This is a genomic window from Reichenbachiella ulvae (genome assembly GCF_025833875.1).
GTDB lineage: Bacteria > Bacteroidota > Bacteroidia > Cytophagales > Cyclobacteriaceae > Reichenbachiella > Reichenbachiella ulvae.
This window is the reverse complement of the sequence record NZ_JAOYOD010000001.1, coordinates 128,966-147,973: the sequence shown is the minus strand read 5'-3', so window position 1 is coordinate 147,973 and position 19,008 is coordinate 128,966. Positions and strand designations below refer to the sequence as shown.

The 19,008-nt window shown below is 43.2% G+C and carries 13 protein-coding genes; 5 read left to right on the top strand and 8 right to left on the bottom strand.

What is annotated here, in order from left to right:
• Window positions 1-6: 6 nt before the first annotated feature.
• The 7 genes from N7U62_RS00465 to N7U62_RS00435 form a co-directional block, all read right to left on the bottom strand.
• Complete coding sequence (locus N7U62_RS00465; RefSeq protein ID WP_264135906.1) at window positions 7-1,554, bottom strand: cellulase family glycosylhydrolase; 1,548 nt, start codon at window positions 1,552-1,554, stop codon at window positions 7-9.
• Between the two features lie 91 nt (window positions 1,555-1,645).
• A complete protein-coding gene (locus N7U62_RS00460; RefSeq protein ID WP_264135905.1) occupies window positions 1,646-3,532 on the bottom strand; it encodes a hypothetical protein in 1,887 nt (628 codons plus the stop codon).
• A 26-nt stretch (window positions 3,533-3,558) separates the two neighbouring features.
• Entirely contained in the window at window positions 3,559-5,172 is a 1,614-nt protein-coding gene (locus N7U62_RS00455; RefSeq protein ID WP_264135904.1) for a RagB/SusD family nutrient uptake outer membrane protein, read from the bottom strand.
• Window positions 5,173-5,183: 11 nt separating this feature from the next.
• Window positions 5,184-8,339, bottom strand: coding sequence for a SusC/RagA family TonB-linked outer membrane protein (locus N7U62_RS00450; protein WP_264135903.1), 3,156 nt, complete (start codon window positions 8,337-8,339; stop codon window positions 5,184-5,186).
• Window positions 8,340-8,684: 345 nt separating this feature from the next.
• A complete protein-coding gene (locus N7U62_RS00445) occupies window positions 8,685-9,605 on the bottom strand; it encodes an NAD(P)/FAD-dependent oxidoreductase (RefSeq protein ID WP_264135902.1) in 921 nt (306 codons plus the stop codon).
• Between the two features lie 168 nt (window positions 9,606-9,773).
• Complete coding sequence (locus N7U62_RS00440; RefSeq protein ID WP_264135901.1) at window positions 9,774-10,238, bottom strand: glycosyl-4,4'-diaponeurosporenoate acyltransferase CrtO family protein; 465 nt, start codon at window positions 10,236-10,238, stop codon at window positions 9,774-9,776.
• 67 nt (window positions 10,239-10,305) lie between these two features.
• Window positions 10,306-11,232 (bottom strand): D-2-hydroxyacid dehydrogenase, encoded by a 927-nt coding sequence (locus N7U62_RS00435; protein ID WP_264135900.1) that lies wholly within the window; start codon window positions 11,230-11,232, stop codon window positions 10,306-10,308.
• Between the two features lie 484 nt (window positions 11,233-11,716).
• Here N7U62_RS00435 and N7U62_RS00430 point away from each other — a divergent pair, with 484 nt between their 5' ends.
• From N7U62_RS00430 to N7U62_RS00410, 5 genes are all read left to right on the top strand, one after another.
• Entirely contained in the window at window positions 11,717-12,364 is a 648-nt protein-coding gene (locus N7U62_RS00430) for a DUF4304 domain-containing protein (protein ID WP_264135899.1), read from the top strand.
• 194 nt (window positions 12,365-12,558) lie between these two features.
• Window positions 12,559-12,834, top strand: a complete 276-nt coding sequence (locus N7U62_RS00425) for a hypothetical protein (protein ID WP_264135898.1) — start codon at window positions 12,559-12,561, stop codon at window positions 12,832-12,834.
• Window positions 12,831-13,145, top strand: coding sequence for a type II toxin-antitoxin system RelE/ParE family toxin (locus N7U62_RS00420; protein ID WP_264135897.1), 315 nt, complete (start codon window positions 12,831-12,833; stop codon window positions 13,143-13,145). Before N7U62_RS00425 ends, N7U62_RS00420 begins: the two co-directional genes overlap by 4 nt.
• A gap of 293 nt (window positions 13,146-13,438) precedes the next feature.
• Complete coding sequence (lspA, locus tag N7U62_RS00415) at window positions 13,439-13,951, top strand: signal peptidase II (protein WP_264135896.1); 513 nt, start codon at window positions 13,439-13,441, stop codon at window positions 13,949-13,951.
• A gap of 229 nt (window positions 13,952-14,180) precedes the next feature.
• Window positions 14,181-14,690 (top strand): hypothetical protein, encoded by a 510-nt coding sequence (locus N7U62_RS00410; protein ID WP_264135895.1) that lies wholly within the window; start codon window positions 14,181-14,183, stop codon window positions 14,688-14,690.
• A 222-nt stretch (window positions 14,691-14,912) separates the two neighbouring features.
• On the opposite strand, the gene N7U62_RS00405 is transcribed toward N7U62_RS00410, so the two are convergent.
• Window positions 14,913-18,959 carry a hybrid sensor histidine kinase/response regulator transcription factor gene (locus N7U62_RS00405; protein WP_264135894.1) on the bottom strand — a complete coding sequence of 1,349 codons (4,047 nt, stop codon included), beginning with the start codon at window positions 18,957-18,959 and terminating at the stop codon, window positions 14,913-14,915.
• Window positions 18,960-19,008 lie beyond the last annotated feature (49 nt).

Below are 19,008 nucleotides of genomic sequence, written 5' to 3'. Positions count from 1 at the left end.
TGGTTGTTATTCTCCTGCACTTATGATTGCATCCAATGCTCCCTGATTAGACACTTCTGCACTATTTCTATTAAACAAAGCAAAACCATTGTTTCCGCGACTTCCATTGTCCCAGTAGACCGGCACCATACCATTGGCTAATGCTGTTTTGGTTACATAGTTGAGGTAATAGTTTCTTGCCTCATCATGCTCTGCCTGACTAGGATAGTTAGGGTCAGATATGCCAGAGACATCTCTCCACAATGCACCGTACTCTCCGAGTAAAACAGGATATCCTTTGTACACAAAATTGCTTTTCATTTTACCAAACTGCTGATCCACCCAGTCTTCCTGTCCCCAACTGTCGATATAGTCGCTTTGATCCTTGTAAGGCTCTCCCCAAAGTGGCTTTCCAGAACTAGTCTTTTCATCCAAAGAAAAATTGTATGGGTCATAATAGTGCACCTCTACCATCAATCGTGATTCGATTTCATCATCTGGGATAGTAAATTTATTAACCGTATGATCAATGTTGGTATTGAAGCCCTGAACGATAAGGTGACGGTAAGCATTGCGCCCACCTGTAGCTCGTACTGTAGATACAAAAGTCTGATTGAAGGAATTCTGAACCTCTGCCTCCTCATTTGTAGGAGGGTCATAGTTGGCCTCATTTCTCACCTCATTGGATCCAGCGAAAAGCAAGTGATCATCGTAATCACGGAAAAACACCCCAATCTGCTTCCAGAATGCTGCCAATTTGGTATTGATTGCGTCTTGCTCTGAGTAAAATGGATGGTCCATCCAGCCACCATCCCAATGCACGTTGATCACCACATACATTTCATTGTCCAGCGCGTAGTTGACGACTTCTTCCACACGCAGCTTCCATTCATATTTGATTTTGAAAGTCTCCTGATCCTCCAGCATGTGAGACCATGAAACTGGAATTCTGATGGTGTTGAATCCAGCTGCCTTCACAGCGTCTATCAATTCTTTAGTCACGACTGGGTTGCCCCAGATGGTTTCGTTTCCAGATGGCGGATTGGCTTCTGCATTGATGGCCTCTAATGAGTTGCCCAAATTCCATCCCTTACCCATAAGCTGTGACAGTTCAATAGAAGTTAAGTCACGCATGTCCGTATTGTCAGGTTCGATATAGTCAGGTTTGTTGGGTTCGTTTGGATCTACTGGTTCTTTATCCCCAGCCTCCTGGTTGACTGTGATAACGATATCTTCTGCTCCATCAGCAGAAAGTGTCAAAGTCATCGTTCTAGTTTCATTGATGCTATTTTCTTCTGCATTGATGGTCACAGTAGCATCTCCTTTGGCGGTTTGTAAGGTGGGCTTGCACCAGGCGTCTGCTCCGTAACTGATCGTCCATGTAGCATTGCTGGTAATAGATAGCTGATCTGACCCTCCCTCAGCAGGGAAGTCAAAAGTATTTTGGTCTATGGTTAAGGTGGTTTCAATAGGCGTTGGTTCCTCACCTCCTTCTTCCTCTTTGCAGGAAAGTGATAAAAGCAGTACGAATGTGAGTAAGTAGGTCAGCATGCTATGTGAAAAGTGTTTCAACATTTATGTGGTCTTTCTAATAGTAAGTTGATAAAAATTAGAGTAGAAACCCGGGAGAAATCTCCCGGGTTTCAGGGGTATTTTGATACTCTATTTAGTAGAGCACTATTTTATCTATGGTAGCAGATACTGCTGCCAAGTCTGCAATATCAGTTGCCATACCACTCATGTCAACAACAAATACAATCACACCATCGGCAGCTGATCCTGGAGTATAAGTAACCGTATAGGTTCCATCTCCTGTCACAGATGTTACTGCCCCATTTCCATTGGGTGACCAATCTGAATCTGCATAGTACATAGAGGCGTCATAAGATCCAGCCGCACCATCATTCAATGTGATACCTGATAGAGTAAAGGTTACCTCAATGGAAGAAGCAAAAGATAAATCGCCGGTATTTAAACCTGGATCTGATATTGTAGATCCAAACTCGTTATAGATCTCCAATCTCAAATTACCATTGCCTTCCAAGTCACCAATGACCAATTTAGAATTGTCAAAGGCAACCTCAGTTCCTGCAGGCTCCTCTCCACCACCAGATCCAGCTGCCACATTAAAATGAACAGCTAAATACTCAGGCTTCTCTGGATCTCTTTTTCCTAACCATATCCCAGTCACATTGCCAAAAGCATCAGTATCCGCTTTGATAATTCTTAGGGCGTTTTCAGCAGTAGTTCCAAAAGTGAACCAGCCTCCCAAGCCTGAGAAAAAGGTTATGTTTTGATCGAAGATGATGTTATTCTTATCATCGACAGTATAGCTACCAGTCAATTCTCCTTCGGAAGTCATCGCTACGTAGGTACCTTCAGTATCACTCACTCTACTCAATTCAAGCTTTGTCGCTGAGAACAAATCTGCGTCATAAGGTGGTGCCCAACCATCGAATGCAAAGCCATCTGGATCATCACCATAAGATACTACAGGGTTCAAAGGAGTGCCATCCAAACCAAACCAGTTGTATGGATAATTGGTATCCATCGCCCAAGTTTTAGTAGTTGACACATTGGTGGTCAAATCATCATTGGCATTTCCATCGTATGGAGGCTCTGGATCAGGCTGATCTTCTGGCACCCAGTTTTCTGCGTACTCTTTTGAGATATAGTTGAACACCAACATTGCCTCACCATCACAATCTGCACTTCTCAAGAATCCCAGCTGCATGGTGTTTTCCGTCAATGAGAAAACTCTCGCTTCTGTCCATTTTGGTACACATGCATCAGTATTTGGTGAATGCAAAGGGGTCACATCCGTTGAGCTCAGCGTTTTAGCATCCGCATCAAGGAAAAACACACCGCTTTCTTCTCCTCTACCCGGGATCATCAAGTGATTGGCAGTTAAATGGGCACCATCAATCAAATCGAAGGTCATAGAACCATAATCGCCCTGGTCTGCTATCCAAGTGTTGCCCGGCCAGTCTGGATTCCAGTTCCAGCAATCTCCACCATAGCAACCAATAGATTGCGAACCATCAGGAGAAGGTCCTCCCCCTTCTAACCATCCATTGTCTGTACCGTAGAAATACTGAGGTCCTGCAAAGTATTTAGAAACCCCGTCTGCATCCAGATCCAACAACCAGGTTTTAGACTCACCTACTCCTCCAGTCAATAGCTCCCATAGGGGATCATTGATATAGTCGAAATTATTAGTTGTAATCTCTAGCTGTACAGTATCTACTGCTACGAAACCACCAGCAGCCAATACGCCGTAGTAGAATTCGTATTCTCCCGCAAATGGGATTCTTACTGTATCAACCACTCGCTGCGAACGTCCCTGAGGAGTAGTCCATAGTGGCGTCATCCCGGGATTAGTGCTTTCCAAAATCACCATATTGGGATCTGCTGGATTCTGTGTTACGCTTGCTTTGTTAAGCTCACTTACCATTGGCGCATCCTCCAGGGTAAATTCCTCTGGTGTACATGACCATAGCAGGGTAACTGCTGCCAGTAGTACACTTAAATATTTATGCATGAATCTTTTCATAATCTTCATCTTTTAGTCTTTCACAATTATTGCCAACCTGCATTTTGATCATATTTACCATCCACACGCGTGATCTGGTTTTGTGGGATCATCTGCAAGCCACGGGTAGCTCTCAGGTTATCTCCAGAAATGGTTTTGGTAGCATCTTCTCCCCCATTCTGAACCGTCATACTTACATTGACTGCATTAGCTGCTTCGTCAATTCCATATCTGAGCAAATCCCAGTAGCGAATGCCTTCAAAAGCAAATTCCAATCTTCTCTCTCTCCTGATGTTATTCTCAGTAGCAGGTACAGAAGTAAGACCCGCACGCGTTCTTACTGCATCTAGATAATCCTGCGCAGTGGCAGCACCTAACTCAGCAGCCATCAACAGCACGTCTGCATACCTCACGGCTACATAATCCTGATATTGACCAATTTGGAAATCTGTACCTCCATTGGCTACAGCAGGATCTGAGCCATCAGGGTTCGAGATCGGAGTATATTTTTTGTTGGTATATCCGGTATACTCTCTTTGGTTACTGTTATCAAAATCAAGACCTTCCTGGCTAATCGCGATGATTGATGCATCTCTTCTTGTATCACCATCTGCATAAGCGTTGTAAAGTGAAGGCAATACCGTACAAGCACCCCATCCTCTACCGTATGGGCTAAATGACTGCTCTCTCAAGCCTAACATAACCAACCAGTGGTTACCATCAGGATCTCTTTCACTGTCTCCATAGATAGATGTGATATTATACTTGATAGAAAAAACGGTTTCTATGTTATCCTTACCGGCATAGGTAGTTTCCAGACCATCACCTGCCTCGTTTGGCATAGTAGATGCCGCTGGCCACAAGTTTTTGAAATCTGAAACCAAATCGTAACTTCCTGACGCGATTACATCCTCCAGGCCTTGTAAGGCTAAGGCTGCATTTACATTGCCATTGTTACCTGGCAATTCAGTCTCTCCATAGTAACCTGAGTAAAACAAATACACTCTAGCCAAATAAGCTTTAGCCGCCCATTTTGTAATTCTACCTGCAGTAACTGTTTCTGAACCGTTCTCAGCAGCAAAAAGCAAATCTTCAGTAATTTGACTGTAGATATCTACTGCGTCTGACTGTGGTACATATCCCGTAGTAGGCTCGGTCAACAATGGAACACGCTCCCAAAGTCTCGCCATATCAAAGTAACAATATGCTCTGATGAATCGAGCTTGTGATTCGATACTGTTTCTTTGAGCTTCATTTCCAGTCCAGTCGATATCATCTATTTTGCTCAAAAGCACATTGGTACGATAGATGACCTTGTAGAATGCTACCCAGTTGGCATCAAAAATATTGACCTCTCCAGGTGATACATCTAAACTAAATTCGTCAATTACCTGATAGTTGAACCCATCGCTGTGTGCAACACCGCCAAAGCAGTTGTCAGACATTACCTCTGCAGCTACAGGTACGGCAACTCCTCCACTGGAGTATAGAAGCTGAAGACCACTGTAGCAACCTACTAGTGCGGTTTCCATATCTTCAGGAGAACTATAGTAGTTTCCATCGGTCAATTGCGTAATCGGCTCAGTATCCAGGAAGTCCGAACAACCTACAGTCGACGATGCAATTCCTAATACGAGTATATATTTAAATATTTTCTTCATGATTTTTCAGATTAAAAGTTCATGTTCAAACCAAGCATATAAGTCCTAGCTCTTGGATAAAAGCCCAGGTCAATTCCTGAAGAACCATTCTCTACACCATATCCAATCTCTGGATCCATGCCGTCATACTTAGTGAAAGTAAAGGCATTTTGAACCGTAGCGTATATTCTTAATTTACCTATGTTTTCAGTTTGGATCAGGTTCTTGAAATCATAACCCAATGTCAGGTTGTTGATTCTGAAGAAGTCCCCATCTTGGATATAATAATCAGAAACAATTCTTAGGTTCTCATTTGTCTGAGTTACTCTTGGGATAGAGTTAGAAGTTCCTTCTCCATGCCATCTGCCCAAAGTAGCCTTGGTGTAGTTAGCATAGGCATTGTGGTTTCTGTAAGACTGAACGATTTGGTTGCCAGCTACCCCATAACCCAATACTGAAAAGTCAAATCCTTTGTAATCAAATCCTAAAGACAAGCTGAAAGTAAAATCAGGATTTGGATCACCTATCATAGTTTTATCCGCATCGTTGATGATACCGTCACCATTTCTATCTACAAATTTTAGATCACCTGGTTTGGCATCAGGTTGGATTACTACTGTGCCACTTTCTGTAGCAGAGGTATGGCTCAAAACTTCCTCTTCTGTCTGGAAAACACCTAAGGTCTCCTGACCCCAGAAGTAACCAATTGGATAGCCTGACTCGGCTCTTCTGTAAAACTCTGGAGAGTTGTCGAACAGCATATTTTTAAGACCATGTACGATACCATCATCCGTCGGCACTTCTGTTACCTCGTTTTGATTGTAAGATCCTACCGCGCTGATCCAATAGTTGAAATCATCTCCTACTCTGTCATTGTAGCTCAATGCCAACTCATATCCTTCGTTCAGTACATTACCACCATTGATGACAGGAGCATCTGCACCTTCAGTGGCAAAGCCTGGAGCATCTACTAACCAATCGTAGGTGTTCTTTTGATAGTAATCAAAGTTGATTTCCATCTTACCGTCTATCAAATAGGCATCAAATCCCACATCGATTTGCTCTGAAGTCTCCCACTTGATATTGTTGTTTGACAATCTACTCACATAGGCACCTACTGCATTGCCAGAAGCATCGTATCCTGCCGAACCAAAATAGTAGTTAGACTTGTTGATCACTACTGGAGACAAATACTGGAAGTCGTCAATATTTTGGTTACCCACTTGACCCCAGCTCGCACGTAGCTTGAAGAAGCTAACTGTATTTCCTATTCCATCCCAGAAGGATTCTTTAGACAGTACCCATCCTGCAGATACTGAAGGGAAATAACCCCATCTGTTGTCTTCAGAAAACTTGGATGAACCATCCGCTCTCAAGGTTGCATTCAAAAGATACTTGTCTCTGAAATCATATGATAAACGACCAAAGTATGACTGTAACTTCTGATCGTTATTTGGGGCTCCCTGATAGTTCAATCGAGTCAAATCTGTGTTGGTCGCATTGTTGATATAAGCATGCTCCAAATCTGAAACTGTCAAGTCTGCGTTGGATGTACTCATCCAAAGACCTTTGTTCACCCACATATATGTACCCACCAGAGCAGTCAATGAATGATCTCCAAACTCCATGTCATAAGACAAAGTGTTGTCCAAGGTCAAAGCCAAACCCTGACTCATGTTTTGAGTAGCCTCGTCGTTGGTTCTGAAGGCGTAGATAGATAAGTCATATACAGGTCTGTAAGATCTTCTTTGCTCTGCATAATAATCATAAGCAAATCTTGATCTCAATTTCAATCCCTTGACAGGCTCTATCTGAACATAAAAATCACCTAGCGCCTTTTGGTTTCTATTGTCATTTTGATTGTTCAACATCATACTCGCGTATGGGTTGTTTTCTCCTGGGTTCCATGGTTGCCATTCTTGCCCCTGATACATCACACCCGCATTGGCAGTGTTGTTCAGGTAGTTACCTGCATCATCGTACATCGGTAGGAAAGGACTGACACCAAATGCTCCTCTAAAAGAGTTGTTGTACTGATTTCCTACTGAAATACCGTTCTTCTTCATGTAAGAAAAAGTCAGGTGCTGACCTACTGTCACAACATCATTCCAAAATTTATGCTCTGAGTTGAGACGGAAAGAAAAACGCTCATAGTCAGATACGTCTGGTCCACCCACGATACCTTCTTGTCCCGTATAGCCAGCAGACATAGAGTAAGTAGATTTTTCGCTACCTCCCGACACACCTAATGCATAGTTTTGCATCACGGCATTGTCATAGATCATTTGGTCTACCCAATCTGTACCTGCTCCCATCTGTGCGATAGAATCCTGAGTGAAGTAAGGTAAGTTGCCAGAGTTGATCGCAGCTTCATTCATGATCGTCGCATACTCCTGTGCATCTAGCATAGAGATCTGACGAGTCGGCTGCTGTATACCATAGTAGCTATCAAAAGTCCACTGTGCTTTACCAGCACTTCCTGTTTTGGTAGTGATCAAAACCACCCCGTTGGCAGCTTGCGAACCATAGATCGCAGCAGAAGCCGCATCCTTCAATACGTCGATGCTGGCAATATCGGAGTTGTTGAGGTAAGAAATGTCTCCTGTCTGAACACCATCCACGATATATAATGGCCCAGTGTTATGGATGGTACCTACACCACGAATGTTGATTTTCAAACCTTCGCCTGGCTGACCAGAGGTAGAAGAAATGTTAACCCCTGCCACTTGACCCTGCATGGCCGAAAGTGCATCAGTAGTACTCAATGCCGTCAGCTTGTCACCTTTGACCTGGCCTGTGGCGCCCGTTACGAGTTTCTTTTGCTGAACCCCATATCCGACAACTACCACTTCTTCCAGAGCAGTTACATCTTCTTCCAGACTCACGTCTAGTACCGACCGACTCCCAACAGAAATCTCCTGACTGACATATCCGATAAAAGAAAATACGAGAATAGGATCTGAAACATCCTCTTTAAGGTTCAAAGAAAAGTTACCATCCAGGTCCGTCACGGTACCTGTCGTACTTCCCTTCAGCAATACTGTCACACCTGGTAGTGCTTCTCCGTCAGTGCTTGAACTGACTGTTCCTTTTACAACCTGACTTTGGGCGAGCAACTGTCCCGACCCTAAGAAGGCTAGTGCAAAAAGACATAAATAGAATGCTTTAAGCTTGTAGTTTTTTAGCATAGTCTTTCTTTTAAATAGTTTATTAATCACGTTGATCTGCATCAACAACAATTCAATATTATCTGATTGTTAAACCGGAGAGGGTAATGCTTTGCTTATGAATGGGGTCAAAAATGTAATCCCCCTTAAAAAACCCTGTTTAAACGCAGTTTTGAGGAGATTTTTTTGAATCTGGGGTAGGAATTGTTGAATGGGAAATAAACAAAAGTGACCCACGGGTTACTTCATCACTAGGATATGGACACACGAAACTATGTTCAGGAAAGAGAATAAGAAAGGCGAGTTAATGAACTGAAGGAGAGTCAAAGCCGGGCATGTGATCCACCCCATGCCGGGCTCATCTGATTACTTACGAGACAAAAACTCCTCCTCTATCAGATCTTTATTGATCACTGCCCCAGCGAATGATCCTGACTGCACTGCATTGGCGACAGAGCGAAATGGGCTGGTACAATCACCACAGGCATAGACTCCATCCAGACTGGTCTTTTGCATCCTATTGACCACCAGGTAACCTTGTTCATCCACTTCACATCCGAGTTGATTGGGAATCTGACACTTCTGCTCAAAGGGCAAACGCACATAAAGCGCATTTAGACTTTCCTTAGATCCATCCCTGAATTCTATGCCCTTTATTTGCCCCTGATCATGCGATACCTCTACCACTTGCTTTTCATTGATCAGGATTCCTTTATTTTTCAATGCTGTGACCTGCTCTGTTTTGAGACTTGATTCACCCTGGGTATAAAGTGTCAGGTCAAAGGTCCAATTCGATATCAGCTTGCCCATCTCAAAAGCAACTTCACCACTGGCTAGAATCCCCGTCTTTTGATTGCGTACCTCATACCCATGACAATAAGGACAATGAATGACCGAAATCCCCCAGCATTCCTTTATACCTGGAATATCAGGCATCAAATCTCGAATACCAGAGGCAAAAAGTAGTTTCTTCGTTTTGAATCGCTCCCCCTTATCTGTCTCTATCTCGAATCCCCCATCCAATTGCCTTCCATTCAAAGCCAATCCTTCATAAAACGAAATGGAATCATAAGCCAATACCTGCGCTCTGGCCTTGCCAGCAATGATCCCTGGCGCCACTCCATCTTGCGTGATAAAATTGTGCGAATGAGGGGTCTGCGCATTGCAGGGCTGGCCACTATCGATGATTAGTACTTGCCTCAACGACCTGCCCAAAGCCATAGCTGCTGATAAGCCTGCATAACTTCCTCCTATTATAATCGTGTCGTATATTTTGATTTGCTCCATGCGTTTTTAATTATTTAAGGAAGCAAATGTAAAGGCATTGCTATTTTATGCAACAATGTTGCATTTATTTATTGTCAACATCCAATCACAAGACAAATGATAGATTTTCGACAGCAGGTTCTTGAGTAAAATGGCATCACATAGCTTAATAACGCCTCATTGATGTCTTCACCTCGCCACTACTTTGATCAATCGATCGATGCGCCGCTTGTTCTCTTGCTGTAGCAGAGAGGGATAGAGATTGAGTAGCGTGTTGGCGAGCATAATACTGAATGTTGATACCCAATGCATCAGAAACAATTGGTACACGGCGAACCCTGCCACAAAGACAAAGCCGATTAAATGACCGATCTCTGCAGTGGTCATTTCTTTGCGCAGGTCATTGAGCTGGTCCAGATTCAATTTGGCCGTTGCTTTCAGTTTCTGATTGAAAAATTTGAAAGGGGTGTTCTTTACGATCCATTTGAATACCCCAATGCCCATGTATCGGTTAAGCCTCTTGCTTTCCACAAAGTTGAAGTGAGCCAATCTTTGATATTGAGGCAGCTTCATTGCTATTGCGTTGAGGATCAATCCAACGATCCATGAAATAAAGCAGATAGAGATGCTGAAAATGAGGTGATTTAAGGTCATTGGGCTTGGTTTTGATATAATTCGGTTAAAATTATTTGATCATCAAAGACTTTACAAATCAGAACTATCAATACTCCTCCTCCCTATTCACAAACAACTCGTTGGACTGTCCCCTCTGATAGGCTTGGTAGGCTGATGCGAAACTCTCAATGATATCGGGCATACTCGTGGGGCCAGACTGATGTGGGGTGACCCAAATCCGCTCATCATCCCAAAGAGGAGAAGACGATGGCAATGGTTCGACGTTAAAGACATCCAGAGTCGCTCGCCTAATCAATCCAGCATCCAATGCATCCAGGAGCACTTGATCTTCAACCGTATTTCCCCTACCGATATTGATAAAATGGCTATTTTGGAAAAGGGCAAAAAAGGAGGCATCCAACACCCCATTGGTTGCTGAAGTCTTAGGCAAGGCATTGATCACGATATCAAAGTGCGCTGCCTTGATTTGATCCAGCTGATCCATGGACAGTACCTGATCAAAGGCCTCCGGATGACGCAAGGATCGATTGAGGCCAGCTACACTTTTGCAAAGCCCTTTCAGTGTTTGGGCAATGCCCTGTCCAATAGAACCGGTGCCTAATATCAACACCTTCTGATCGTAAAGGTTGACCTGTGGCAATTGCTGCCATCGTTTTTGTGCCTGATTGTGTCGGGTGGGAAACACCTTTTTGAGATCGGCCAGGATGTAGCTGAGACAGTACTCCCCTATTTTGACTCCCATGCTGCCCGTGGTACGTGATATCTGAATCTCACTAGGTAGGTGATCCATCGCCAAGAAAGCATCTACCCCAGCCCCAAAAGAATGAATCCATTTCAATTGAGACAAATCACAGCCTGTTAATTCATTGAAGCCCGCATAGGCCTGTGCAGTGGGAATCTCCTTGCTCAATTCCTCTTTGGTAGACGGCCGATAAACCGATATGTCAGGATAGGTTTCCCTGACATGATTTTCAAATTCGGCAGATAGGTTTCCATAGGTGAGTAGTTTCATACTTTGGGTTATTGTCTCAGGGCAAAGATCCACTTTTTGGTAGGATTACTGCTCACAAAATTGACATTGTCTCCCTTCATCCTGACACAGTTCACTGAATAGACCCCACACTTTATTGAACAGACTCTTGCACTTAGGCTTCCGGGCGTTACAGTTGGGACTTTGGGCGTTACAGTTGGAACTTTTGGCATTACAATTGGGTCTAGAGCCTTTACAATTGGGCTTTCGGGGTTTGCAGATGGAAATATAGGCCTTTCGTCCTGAATTTGGTTGACAGGTAGATGGCTTGACAGTCTAGCAATCAGGCTACTCAGAGTAACCTGATTACTTTTGGATATACAAAGAATGTCAGCAGCCTACCTCCTGCAGCAAAGATTCTAGAAAGAGTTAAAAAGAAATAATGAGAACTGTTCTCATAATCCATTAAAATAGAGGTGTAATATGCTCTTTGCGTATTATACAGTTGTTGGCAAGAATTTTCTACATGAAGAGTGAGAACTACAAAACCTTAGACTTATTTCAGAGCATCCTGCATAAGGAACACCTGAAGCCCATTGGTTTCAAGAAAAAGCAACGGAATTTCAACAGAATAGTGGATGATGAAATCACCCAAGTGATCAACTTACAGATGTGGCAATCAGCCCCAAATGAAACTGAAATTCCTGGATTAAGACCGAACCTGTCTGGCCAATTCACAATTAACCTAGGTGTGTATCTACCCATTGTTAATTCAACACTTTCGGACTTGCCAACTCCGAAATTCATTGCAGAATACACTTGTCACATTAGAACTCGATTAGGTGAATTAGTAAACAGTCAAGACGAATGGTATAGCATTCAACCTGAGAATAATGAATTAATCGAAGAACTGACTGGAAAAGGATTAGACTGGTTCAGTAACTTTTCGTCTTATGAACGGATTCTAGAATATTTCGAATCAACGGGACAATTGGACTTTAACACAATTGGGAGATCTAAGCTTCTTGCAGCAATCATTCATAAACACCTGAACAATGAGAAGAAAACGGAAGAACTATTAAACTCAGCATTTTATGAAAATCAGGGACATCCGTTTCAAGGGTATTTGAAGGAACAAGCTGAAAGACTCGGAATAAAAATAACATCTCGCTAACCAGTGGTATAGCGAATGGACAAATTGCCCATCTGATATTTCAGCTGCAACTCGACCGTGATATCTTCCGCTCAGAAATGACAGTGCTTTCAATTGACTTTAGCTCACAGGATTTTTTTCTTTCTAAACGCAGTGGTTAATTGATTCTTTGCAAGCAATGTCAGATTTCCCTAGATTCGAAGTATTAGCCAGCGGTGGGCATACAAATCGCTAGCTTAGCGATAGCATCTACATCTTCAGACAGCAAAATTCGTTACCTTTATATCATGACTCTTGAACAGAAAAAAATATCACTTATTAACTGGATTGCGAATCTGGAAGATGAAGTAGTTCTTGACCAAATTGCCGGAATTCAGAAATTATCCTTTGAAAATCTTCCAGACGCTATTGTTCAGCTTTTGAAAATTGCTGAGGCAGAACCTGATGATAGTTTAACAGTTCATACATCAGTTCGAGACATCCTAAAATGAAAGAAGTCCGATGGACCGAAACGGCCAAACAAACTCTAATTGAAACTTCTAATTTCATCCGCGATCTTTGGAATGTACAAATACAAGAGAACTTTCTAGATCAACTTGAATATCGTATCAAACAACTTCAACAAAACCCCGAACTTGGCCCAGCGTTTGAACAGACGGATTTCAGAAAACTAACAATTCACAAATCAGTATCATTGTTTTATATCAACAAAAGAGACTTCATTAAACTTCTTGTAATTTGGGACAACCGATCAGATCCAGACCAACTATTCAAAAAATTGACAGAGGCCAGCAGAAACTGATTTAGATTTTATGGTAGATACACGAGTTGCAGAACCTTCCCAATATCTTCTCACAACTTGAAATATATAGACCTTGTGTTAGATGAGGGCAATGTAAGAATTGATGGCTGGAAAGAAAAAAGCAAGTAACATGACCTAGAGTAACTGTGAGAACTGATCCTTTAGCCAACCTCTGTGGAATGCAGCTCTCATCGATTCACTGGTTGGTTTGGTAGATTTTCACTACTTTGGCTGTATGATCAAAAGACACGTATACGCTGATTAAAAGCAATCGAACACACACGACGAAAATTATGAAGATATTAAAAAAGGGAATCAGAAATGTAATGGTCATCACAGTCTTATTGTCGAACATCGGATGTGATCAAATTTCTAAGAACGTTGCAAGAGACTATATTAATTATGGCGAGAAGATCTCAGTAGTATCTAGCTACTTAACTCTAACAAAAGTAGAAAACTCAGGTGCATTCTTAAGTCTTGGGAACACCTTACCGAACTTCATAAAAATTCCTTTGCTTACAATTTTTCCATCACTAGTTCTAATTGGAATGTTAGTCTTCATACTCAGAAAGAGAAAAATGGACTTGAACTATTCATTGCCAATTGCCTTCATTATAGGAGGTGGTATAGGTAACCTATATGATCGAATACTCTATGGATCAGTGACTGACTTCCTGCACATGAATTTTCAATTCTTTCAAACGGGAATTTTCAATATGGCTGATGTCTCGATAATGGTGGGAATATTCTGGTTGCTGGTAATCCAAATTAACACTAAGAAGGATAAGCCTATAGAAAGCTTCTAATAAAATGAAAGGCATGTGTTTTCGTGGCTTTTGCCAAGAGTATCTTAACTATTCCGTTTCGTCTGCCCGTGAGTAAATTTTGTGCAGTTTGGTAATCTCAGTTTACGGGATTTTTCTCTTTCTGAACGCGGAGCATTGTAGATACTGTTGCGGAGGTTGGGCAGTTTCTTTACATTAGAGGTGTTTAAAATAGAAATGGCCACCCGCCTATCTGGTTGATAAAAGAACAATGAACGAAACGATCAAGTCAGAATCTTTGAGCTATTATGGACTAATTGTATTTGGATTACTCTTTGGGATGACTTTTTTCATTGGCGGTTTAATAAACTGGCTCGACCCAAATGGAACAGTAAACATAAATGGTGTGATTGAACAGTCAAGCATCATTAACACTGCTCCGATTATTATACTTGGATTAGGAGCAATAGTTGCTGTTACCTACTATCGATCCAACCTTGGTCTTGCCGAGCTCTCAAACACTTCTATTAAAATTAACTTTCTTAGGAAGAAGTTTCAAGTAGACTTATCTAGTATCAAGTCAGCCGAAATAGTTTCATTTATCAACGGATATGCAATAAAACTGCATCTTAGTGACGGTTCAAGTTTAAAGATTCAAACTGATCAGGCAGGCTTCAAATTCTCAGACTTCTCTAACCTCAAAAGATCCTATTATCGAACCAGAATGTGGGAGTATCTGAAAGAGAACAACGTAAAGTTAATTGAAGAGTATAGCATATAACCTCGTATAGGCACGAATACCAATAGCTGTGTGACCGATTCAATGCCAAAATTAACTCCCCGGGAGACTTGCCCCCCTTCCCGGGTGAATATGGAGCCGTCCCGGGAGACTTCTCATGCTTCCCGGAAGACTATGCCCCCTCCCCGGGAGACTTTGGAGGCGTCCCGGAGGACTTGTTCCTCTTCCCGGGACGATTGGAGGCTGTCCCGGGCGCCGGGAGTGCTATTTCCCCTGCTTTTCGGCCATATACTGCGATGGGTACATCTTGTAGACCGACTTGAAGTAGCGACTAAAGAGCTTCGGGTTGTTGTAGCCTACGGCATAGGCCACTTCGGATACCGTCATTTGGCTCTTGGTCAGGAGCTCAGCGGCTCGTTTGATGCGGATGTTTCTGATAAAGTCCATCGGAGTCTCTCCGGTGATCTTGAGCATTTTTTGGTACAGATAGCCTCGGCTGAAGCCCAGTTCATGACTCATCTCCTCTACCCCAAAATCTGAATTAGACATGTTCTTCTCTACCAGTTCGAGTGCGTCCTGAACCAGTTTTTCGTCTCTCGATACGACTTCTATTTTTTCCGGTTCAGCTTTGACACGCTGGCTCGATTCGTTGACCCGCTTCTGAAATTTAAGCGCAGAACTGATGGTACTGGCCAGGATCTCGAAGTTGACGGGTTTGGAGATGCACTCGATGGCGCCAGCTTCCAGCCCCATGATCTTGTGCTCTTCAGAGGTCTGCGCGGTAAGTAGTATCACGGGGATATTGGAAGTACGCGGATCATTCTTGATTTTCTTACATAGGTCCAGGCCATTCATCACTGGCATCATCACATCCGAAATAACCATATCCGGATGCTGAGCCACTATTTTCTTCCATGCCTCCTTGCCATTGAAGGACTCAGACACATTGAAGTATTGCTTCAGGTTGTCCTTGAGATAGAAACGGAAATCCGCATTGTCCTCCACTATGAAGACATTCGGTTTGTTCTCATCCCTTTCCTTCTCCTCACTGTCTTCTACTGGGATAGGGCTGGTTTCTCCTTCATGCTCGTCCAGCTCTTCCTCCATGTGATCCACCTGCTTCAGCGGCAGTTCTACAAAGAAGGTACTGCCATCATCTTTTTCGCTTTCCACAGATATATTACCACCATGTAGCTCGACAAACTCCTTGGTGATGGACAGACCGATTCCCGTACCACTATTGATCATGTTGGGTTTGATCTCACTCTGGATGAAACGATCGAAAACCGCTTCCTGCTTATCGGCCGGTATGCCAATGCCCGTATCGGCTACCGATATCACGACATGCCCCTTTTCGTTCAGCTCCAGGGCTATATCTATTTTCCCTCCCTCGAAAGTAAACTTAAAGGCATTGGACAGCAGATTGAATAGAATCTTGTCCATCTTATCCTTGTCGAAAGAGGTATAATACTGCGTCAGGTCACTCTCAAAACTCAAAGCGATGTCTTTCTCTTTGGACAGATCGGAAAATGAATCGACCACATCCTGAATGAACTTCACCAAATCCCCAGAGGAATAATGCAAGCTATGCTGGTTGGCTTCCATCTTCCTAAAATCCAGCAACTGATTCACCAAAGTAAGCAACCTTTTGGCATTGCGATGGATCACATGAAAATCCACCTGACGGATATCATCAGGGTGCTTGATCATCCGCTCGATGGGGGTCAGAACCAGCGAGATCGGGGTGCGAAACTCATGACTGATATTGGTAAAGAACTTCAACTTCATCAGGTCCAACTCATGCAAACGCTGGGCATCCAACCTTTCATTTTCGATTTTGGCCTTTTCACGCTCGCGTCGTACAATCAGCCCTCTCGTCAAAAACAACAAAACAAATAGAACTATGAAATAGAAGATGTATGCCCAGATGGTCTTCCAAAATGGCGGATGTATCAAAATCCCCATAGTCAGCTCCTCTTCACTCCAGACGTTGTGGCTATTGGAGGCTCTGACTCGGAATCGGTAACTACCCGGATTGATATTGGTATAGGTCACCTGTCTGATGTCTGCCGATACCTTGAGCCATTGGTCATCGAATCCCTCCAGTCGGTATTCATAGTTGTTGCCACTGGCCTGATCGAAGGTAAGTGCGGCAAACTCAAAGCCAAAGGAGTTCTGATCATAGCGCAGTTCCAGCTGGTCTTGCTCATTGAGGTTTTTCTTCAGGATCACTTGCTCATTGATTTCCTCAAGTGGCTTCACTGGCTGGCTGTTGAGATAAAACTGTGTAAAGACCAACAATGGCGGCTGATCATTGACATCAATTTTTTCAGGATGGAAAAAGTTGAGGCCATTTTGTCCTCCGTAGGCCAGCATCCCATCCTGCGTAATGATCCCCGCCCGTTCGTTGTAGTAGTTGCCCTGTAGTCCGTCCGAAACACTATAGGTCTGTACAGACAACTCGCCTTCATCAAAGGTCAATTTAGACAGTCCATTGTCTGTACTAATCCACAGGTTTCCTGTTTCGTCTTCCAGTACCGACATGATGATATCAGAAGCCAAGCCATCTTCTTTGTTATATACCTCAAAGGCATCCTCCTCGGGCAGATAGCGATTGAGACCATTGAGTGTTCCTACCCATATATTACCCCTGCTGTCATTGAGCAGGCAGACTACACTGTTGCTACTGAGCGAACCGGGTAGTGAATCTGAAACAGAATAGTTCTTAAAACTGTTATGCCTTTGGTCATAGACACTCAGCCCGACACCTGTCGCTATCCAGATTCGATTTTGATCGTCCTCCGTGATGTCGGTAACGTAGTTGGTCGGCAAACCAGAATCTGTGGAATAGTTTTCAATCTCTCCTGTTTCAGTATCGAGGCGATCCAATCCACTGAGCAGAGTTCCCAGCCAAAGGTCCTTTTTACTATCCTCATAGATGTCCCAAATATTGTCATCCGAAATTCCTCCGGCCTCTCCTTGTCTATACTGGGTCAATCGGCCGTTTTTGTACCTATACAGTCCCTTGGTGTAAGTTCCCAGCCACAGCGATTGATCGCTGGAATAGTACATGCTCACAATGATATCCGGCACTCTGGCCGATTGACCGGATTGCAAGACATTCATTGGTTCTATCTTTTTGGTCTTTTGATCAAAACGCAACAGTCCCTTGCCATTTGTCCCTATCCAAAGATCCCCACTAGCGTCTTCGGCCAAACTCAATATATCATTGTATGAGGGATCTTCATTTGGGTATTTGTAGTGGGTAAACTTGCCCGCCTTTTCATTGTAATAACTGAGCCCCTTACGGCTTTTGCCAATCCAAATGATGCCCTGACTGCTGCGCAGCATAGAGATGATACTATTGTTTCCGATACTGGCAGGGTTATTCGCCTGGTACCTGTAATTCTTCGTCAGCCATTCTTCCTTGTTCACGACAGTGATCCCACCATGATCTGTTCCTACCCAAATAAAACCATCTCCATCTTCAATTAGCGTTCGGACGATGTTGCTACCCATTACTTTTTCGTCCAATTGTTTGATATCACCATTGGTGGTGTTGTAGTAGATCAGTCCTAGCTCACCGCCTGAGCTGTAGAGCCAAATGTCCTGATTCGAATCAATAAAAAAACCAAGTGAACCGATATTGGCCGTCGATTGACTCAAGTCAAACTTACGAGTGACCTTGGCTATTTGTGTATTGATCACATCAATGGTCCCATTACGATATAGAATCCAGAGATTGTCCTCATCATCCATTTGGATATCGCTGATCTCTACATCAGACAATTCGATGTAGCTATCCGACTGGCTATTTATATACGTGGATATCCCCTCATGATCGTATCGGATCAGTTCTCTGCCATTCACCAAAAACCAGGAAGCATTTGCGGATTGAACGATTTTATTGAGCGTGGGAAGGTCGTCAATCCCCACTCGATCTGCCCAGTCCTGACTGGAGACAAACTGCTCCACTCGTGGATCGTAGATGGCTATGCCCTGCCCAGTATTGATCCAGATGGTGCTATCCGGTCCATTATCGATCCAAATGATGGCGTTGCTGGGAATAGAATTCGGGTCCTTGGCATCATGATAGAAGGTCTGAAAGTGATAGCCATCGTAGCGATTGAGGCCTGAGAGAGTGCCTACCCAAATGAAACCATATGGGTCCTCCAAAATACAATCTACCTGACTGTAAGACAGTCCCTGATCCGTCCCTACTTCATCGAATGATATTTCTTTTTCCCACTGACCATAGAGCCAGGTGGGTAGACTCAAAACACATGCTACCGTCAGGTAAATAATCCTCATAAATTTCTCGATGTACGCCACATTTTAATCAAAATTAAGCTAATCTACT

Bases quoted from the DNA above. Each gene is read 5' to 3' on its own strand.
- N7U62_RS00465 (WP_264135906.1), bottom strand. From the start codon at position 1,554: ATGTTGAAACACTTTTCACATAGCATGCTGACCTACTTACTCACATTC.
- N7U62_RS00460 (WP_264135905.1), bottom strand. From the start codon at position 3,532: ATGAAAAGATTCATGCATAAATATTTAAGTGTACTACTGGCAGCAGTT.
- N7U62_RS00455 (WP_264135904.1), bottom strand. From the start codon at position 5,172: ATGAAGAAAATATTTAAATATATACTCGTATTAGGAATTGCATCGTCG.
- N7U62_RS00450 (WP_264135903.1), bottom strand. From the start codon at position 8,339: ATGCTAAAAAACTACAAGCTTAAAGCATTCTATTTATGTCTTTTTGCA.
- N7U62_RS00445 (WP_264135902.1), bottom strand. From the start codon at position 9,605: ATGGAGCAAATCAAAATATACGACACGATTATAATAGGAGGAAGTTAT.
- N7U62_RS00440 (WP_264135901.1), bottom strand. From the start codon at position 10,238: ATGACCTTAAATCACCTCATTTTCAGCATCTCTATCTGCTTTATTTCA.
- N7U62_RS00435 (WP_264135900.1), bottom strand. From the start codon at position 11,232: ATGAAACTACTCACCTATGGAAACCTATCTGCCGAATTTGAAAATCAT.
- N7U62_RS00430 (WP_264135899.1), top strand. From the start codon at position 11,717: ATGAAGAGTGAGAACTACAAAACCTTAGACTTATTTCAGAGCATCCTG.
- N7U62_RS00420 (WP_264135897.1), top strand. From the start codon at position 12,831: ATGAAAGAAGTCCGATGGACCGAAACGGCCAAACAAACTCTAATTGAA.
- lspA (WP_264135896.1), top strand. From the start codon at position 13,439: ATGAAGATATTAAAAAAGGGAATCAGAAATGTAATGGTCATCACAGTC.
- N7U62_RS00410 (WP_264135895.1), top strand. From the start codon at position 14,181: ATGAACGAAACGATCAAGTCAGAATCTTTGAGCTATTATGGACTAATT.
- N7U62_RS00405 (WP_264135894.1), bottom strand. From the start codon at position 18,959: ATGAGGATTATTTACCTGACGGTAGCATGTGTTTTGAGTCTACCCACC.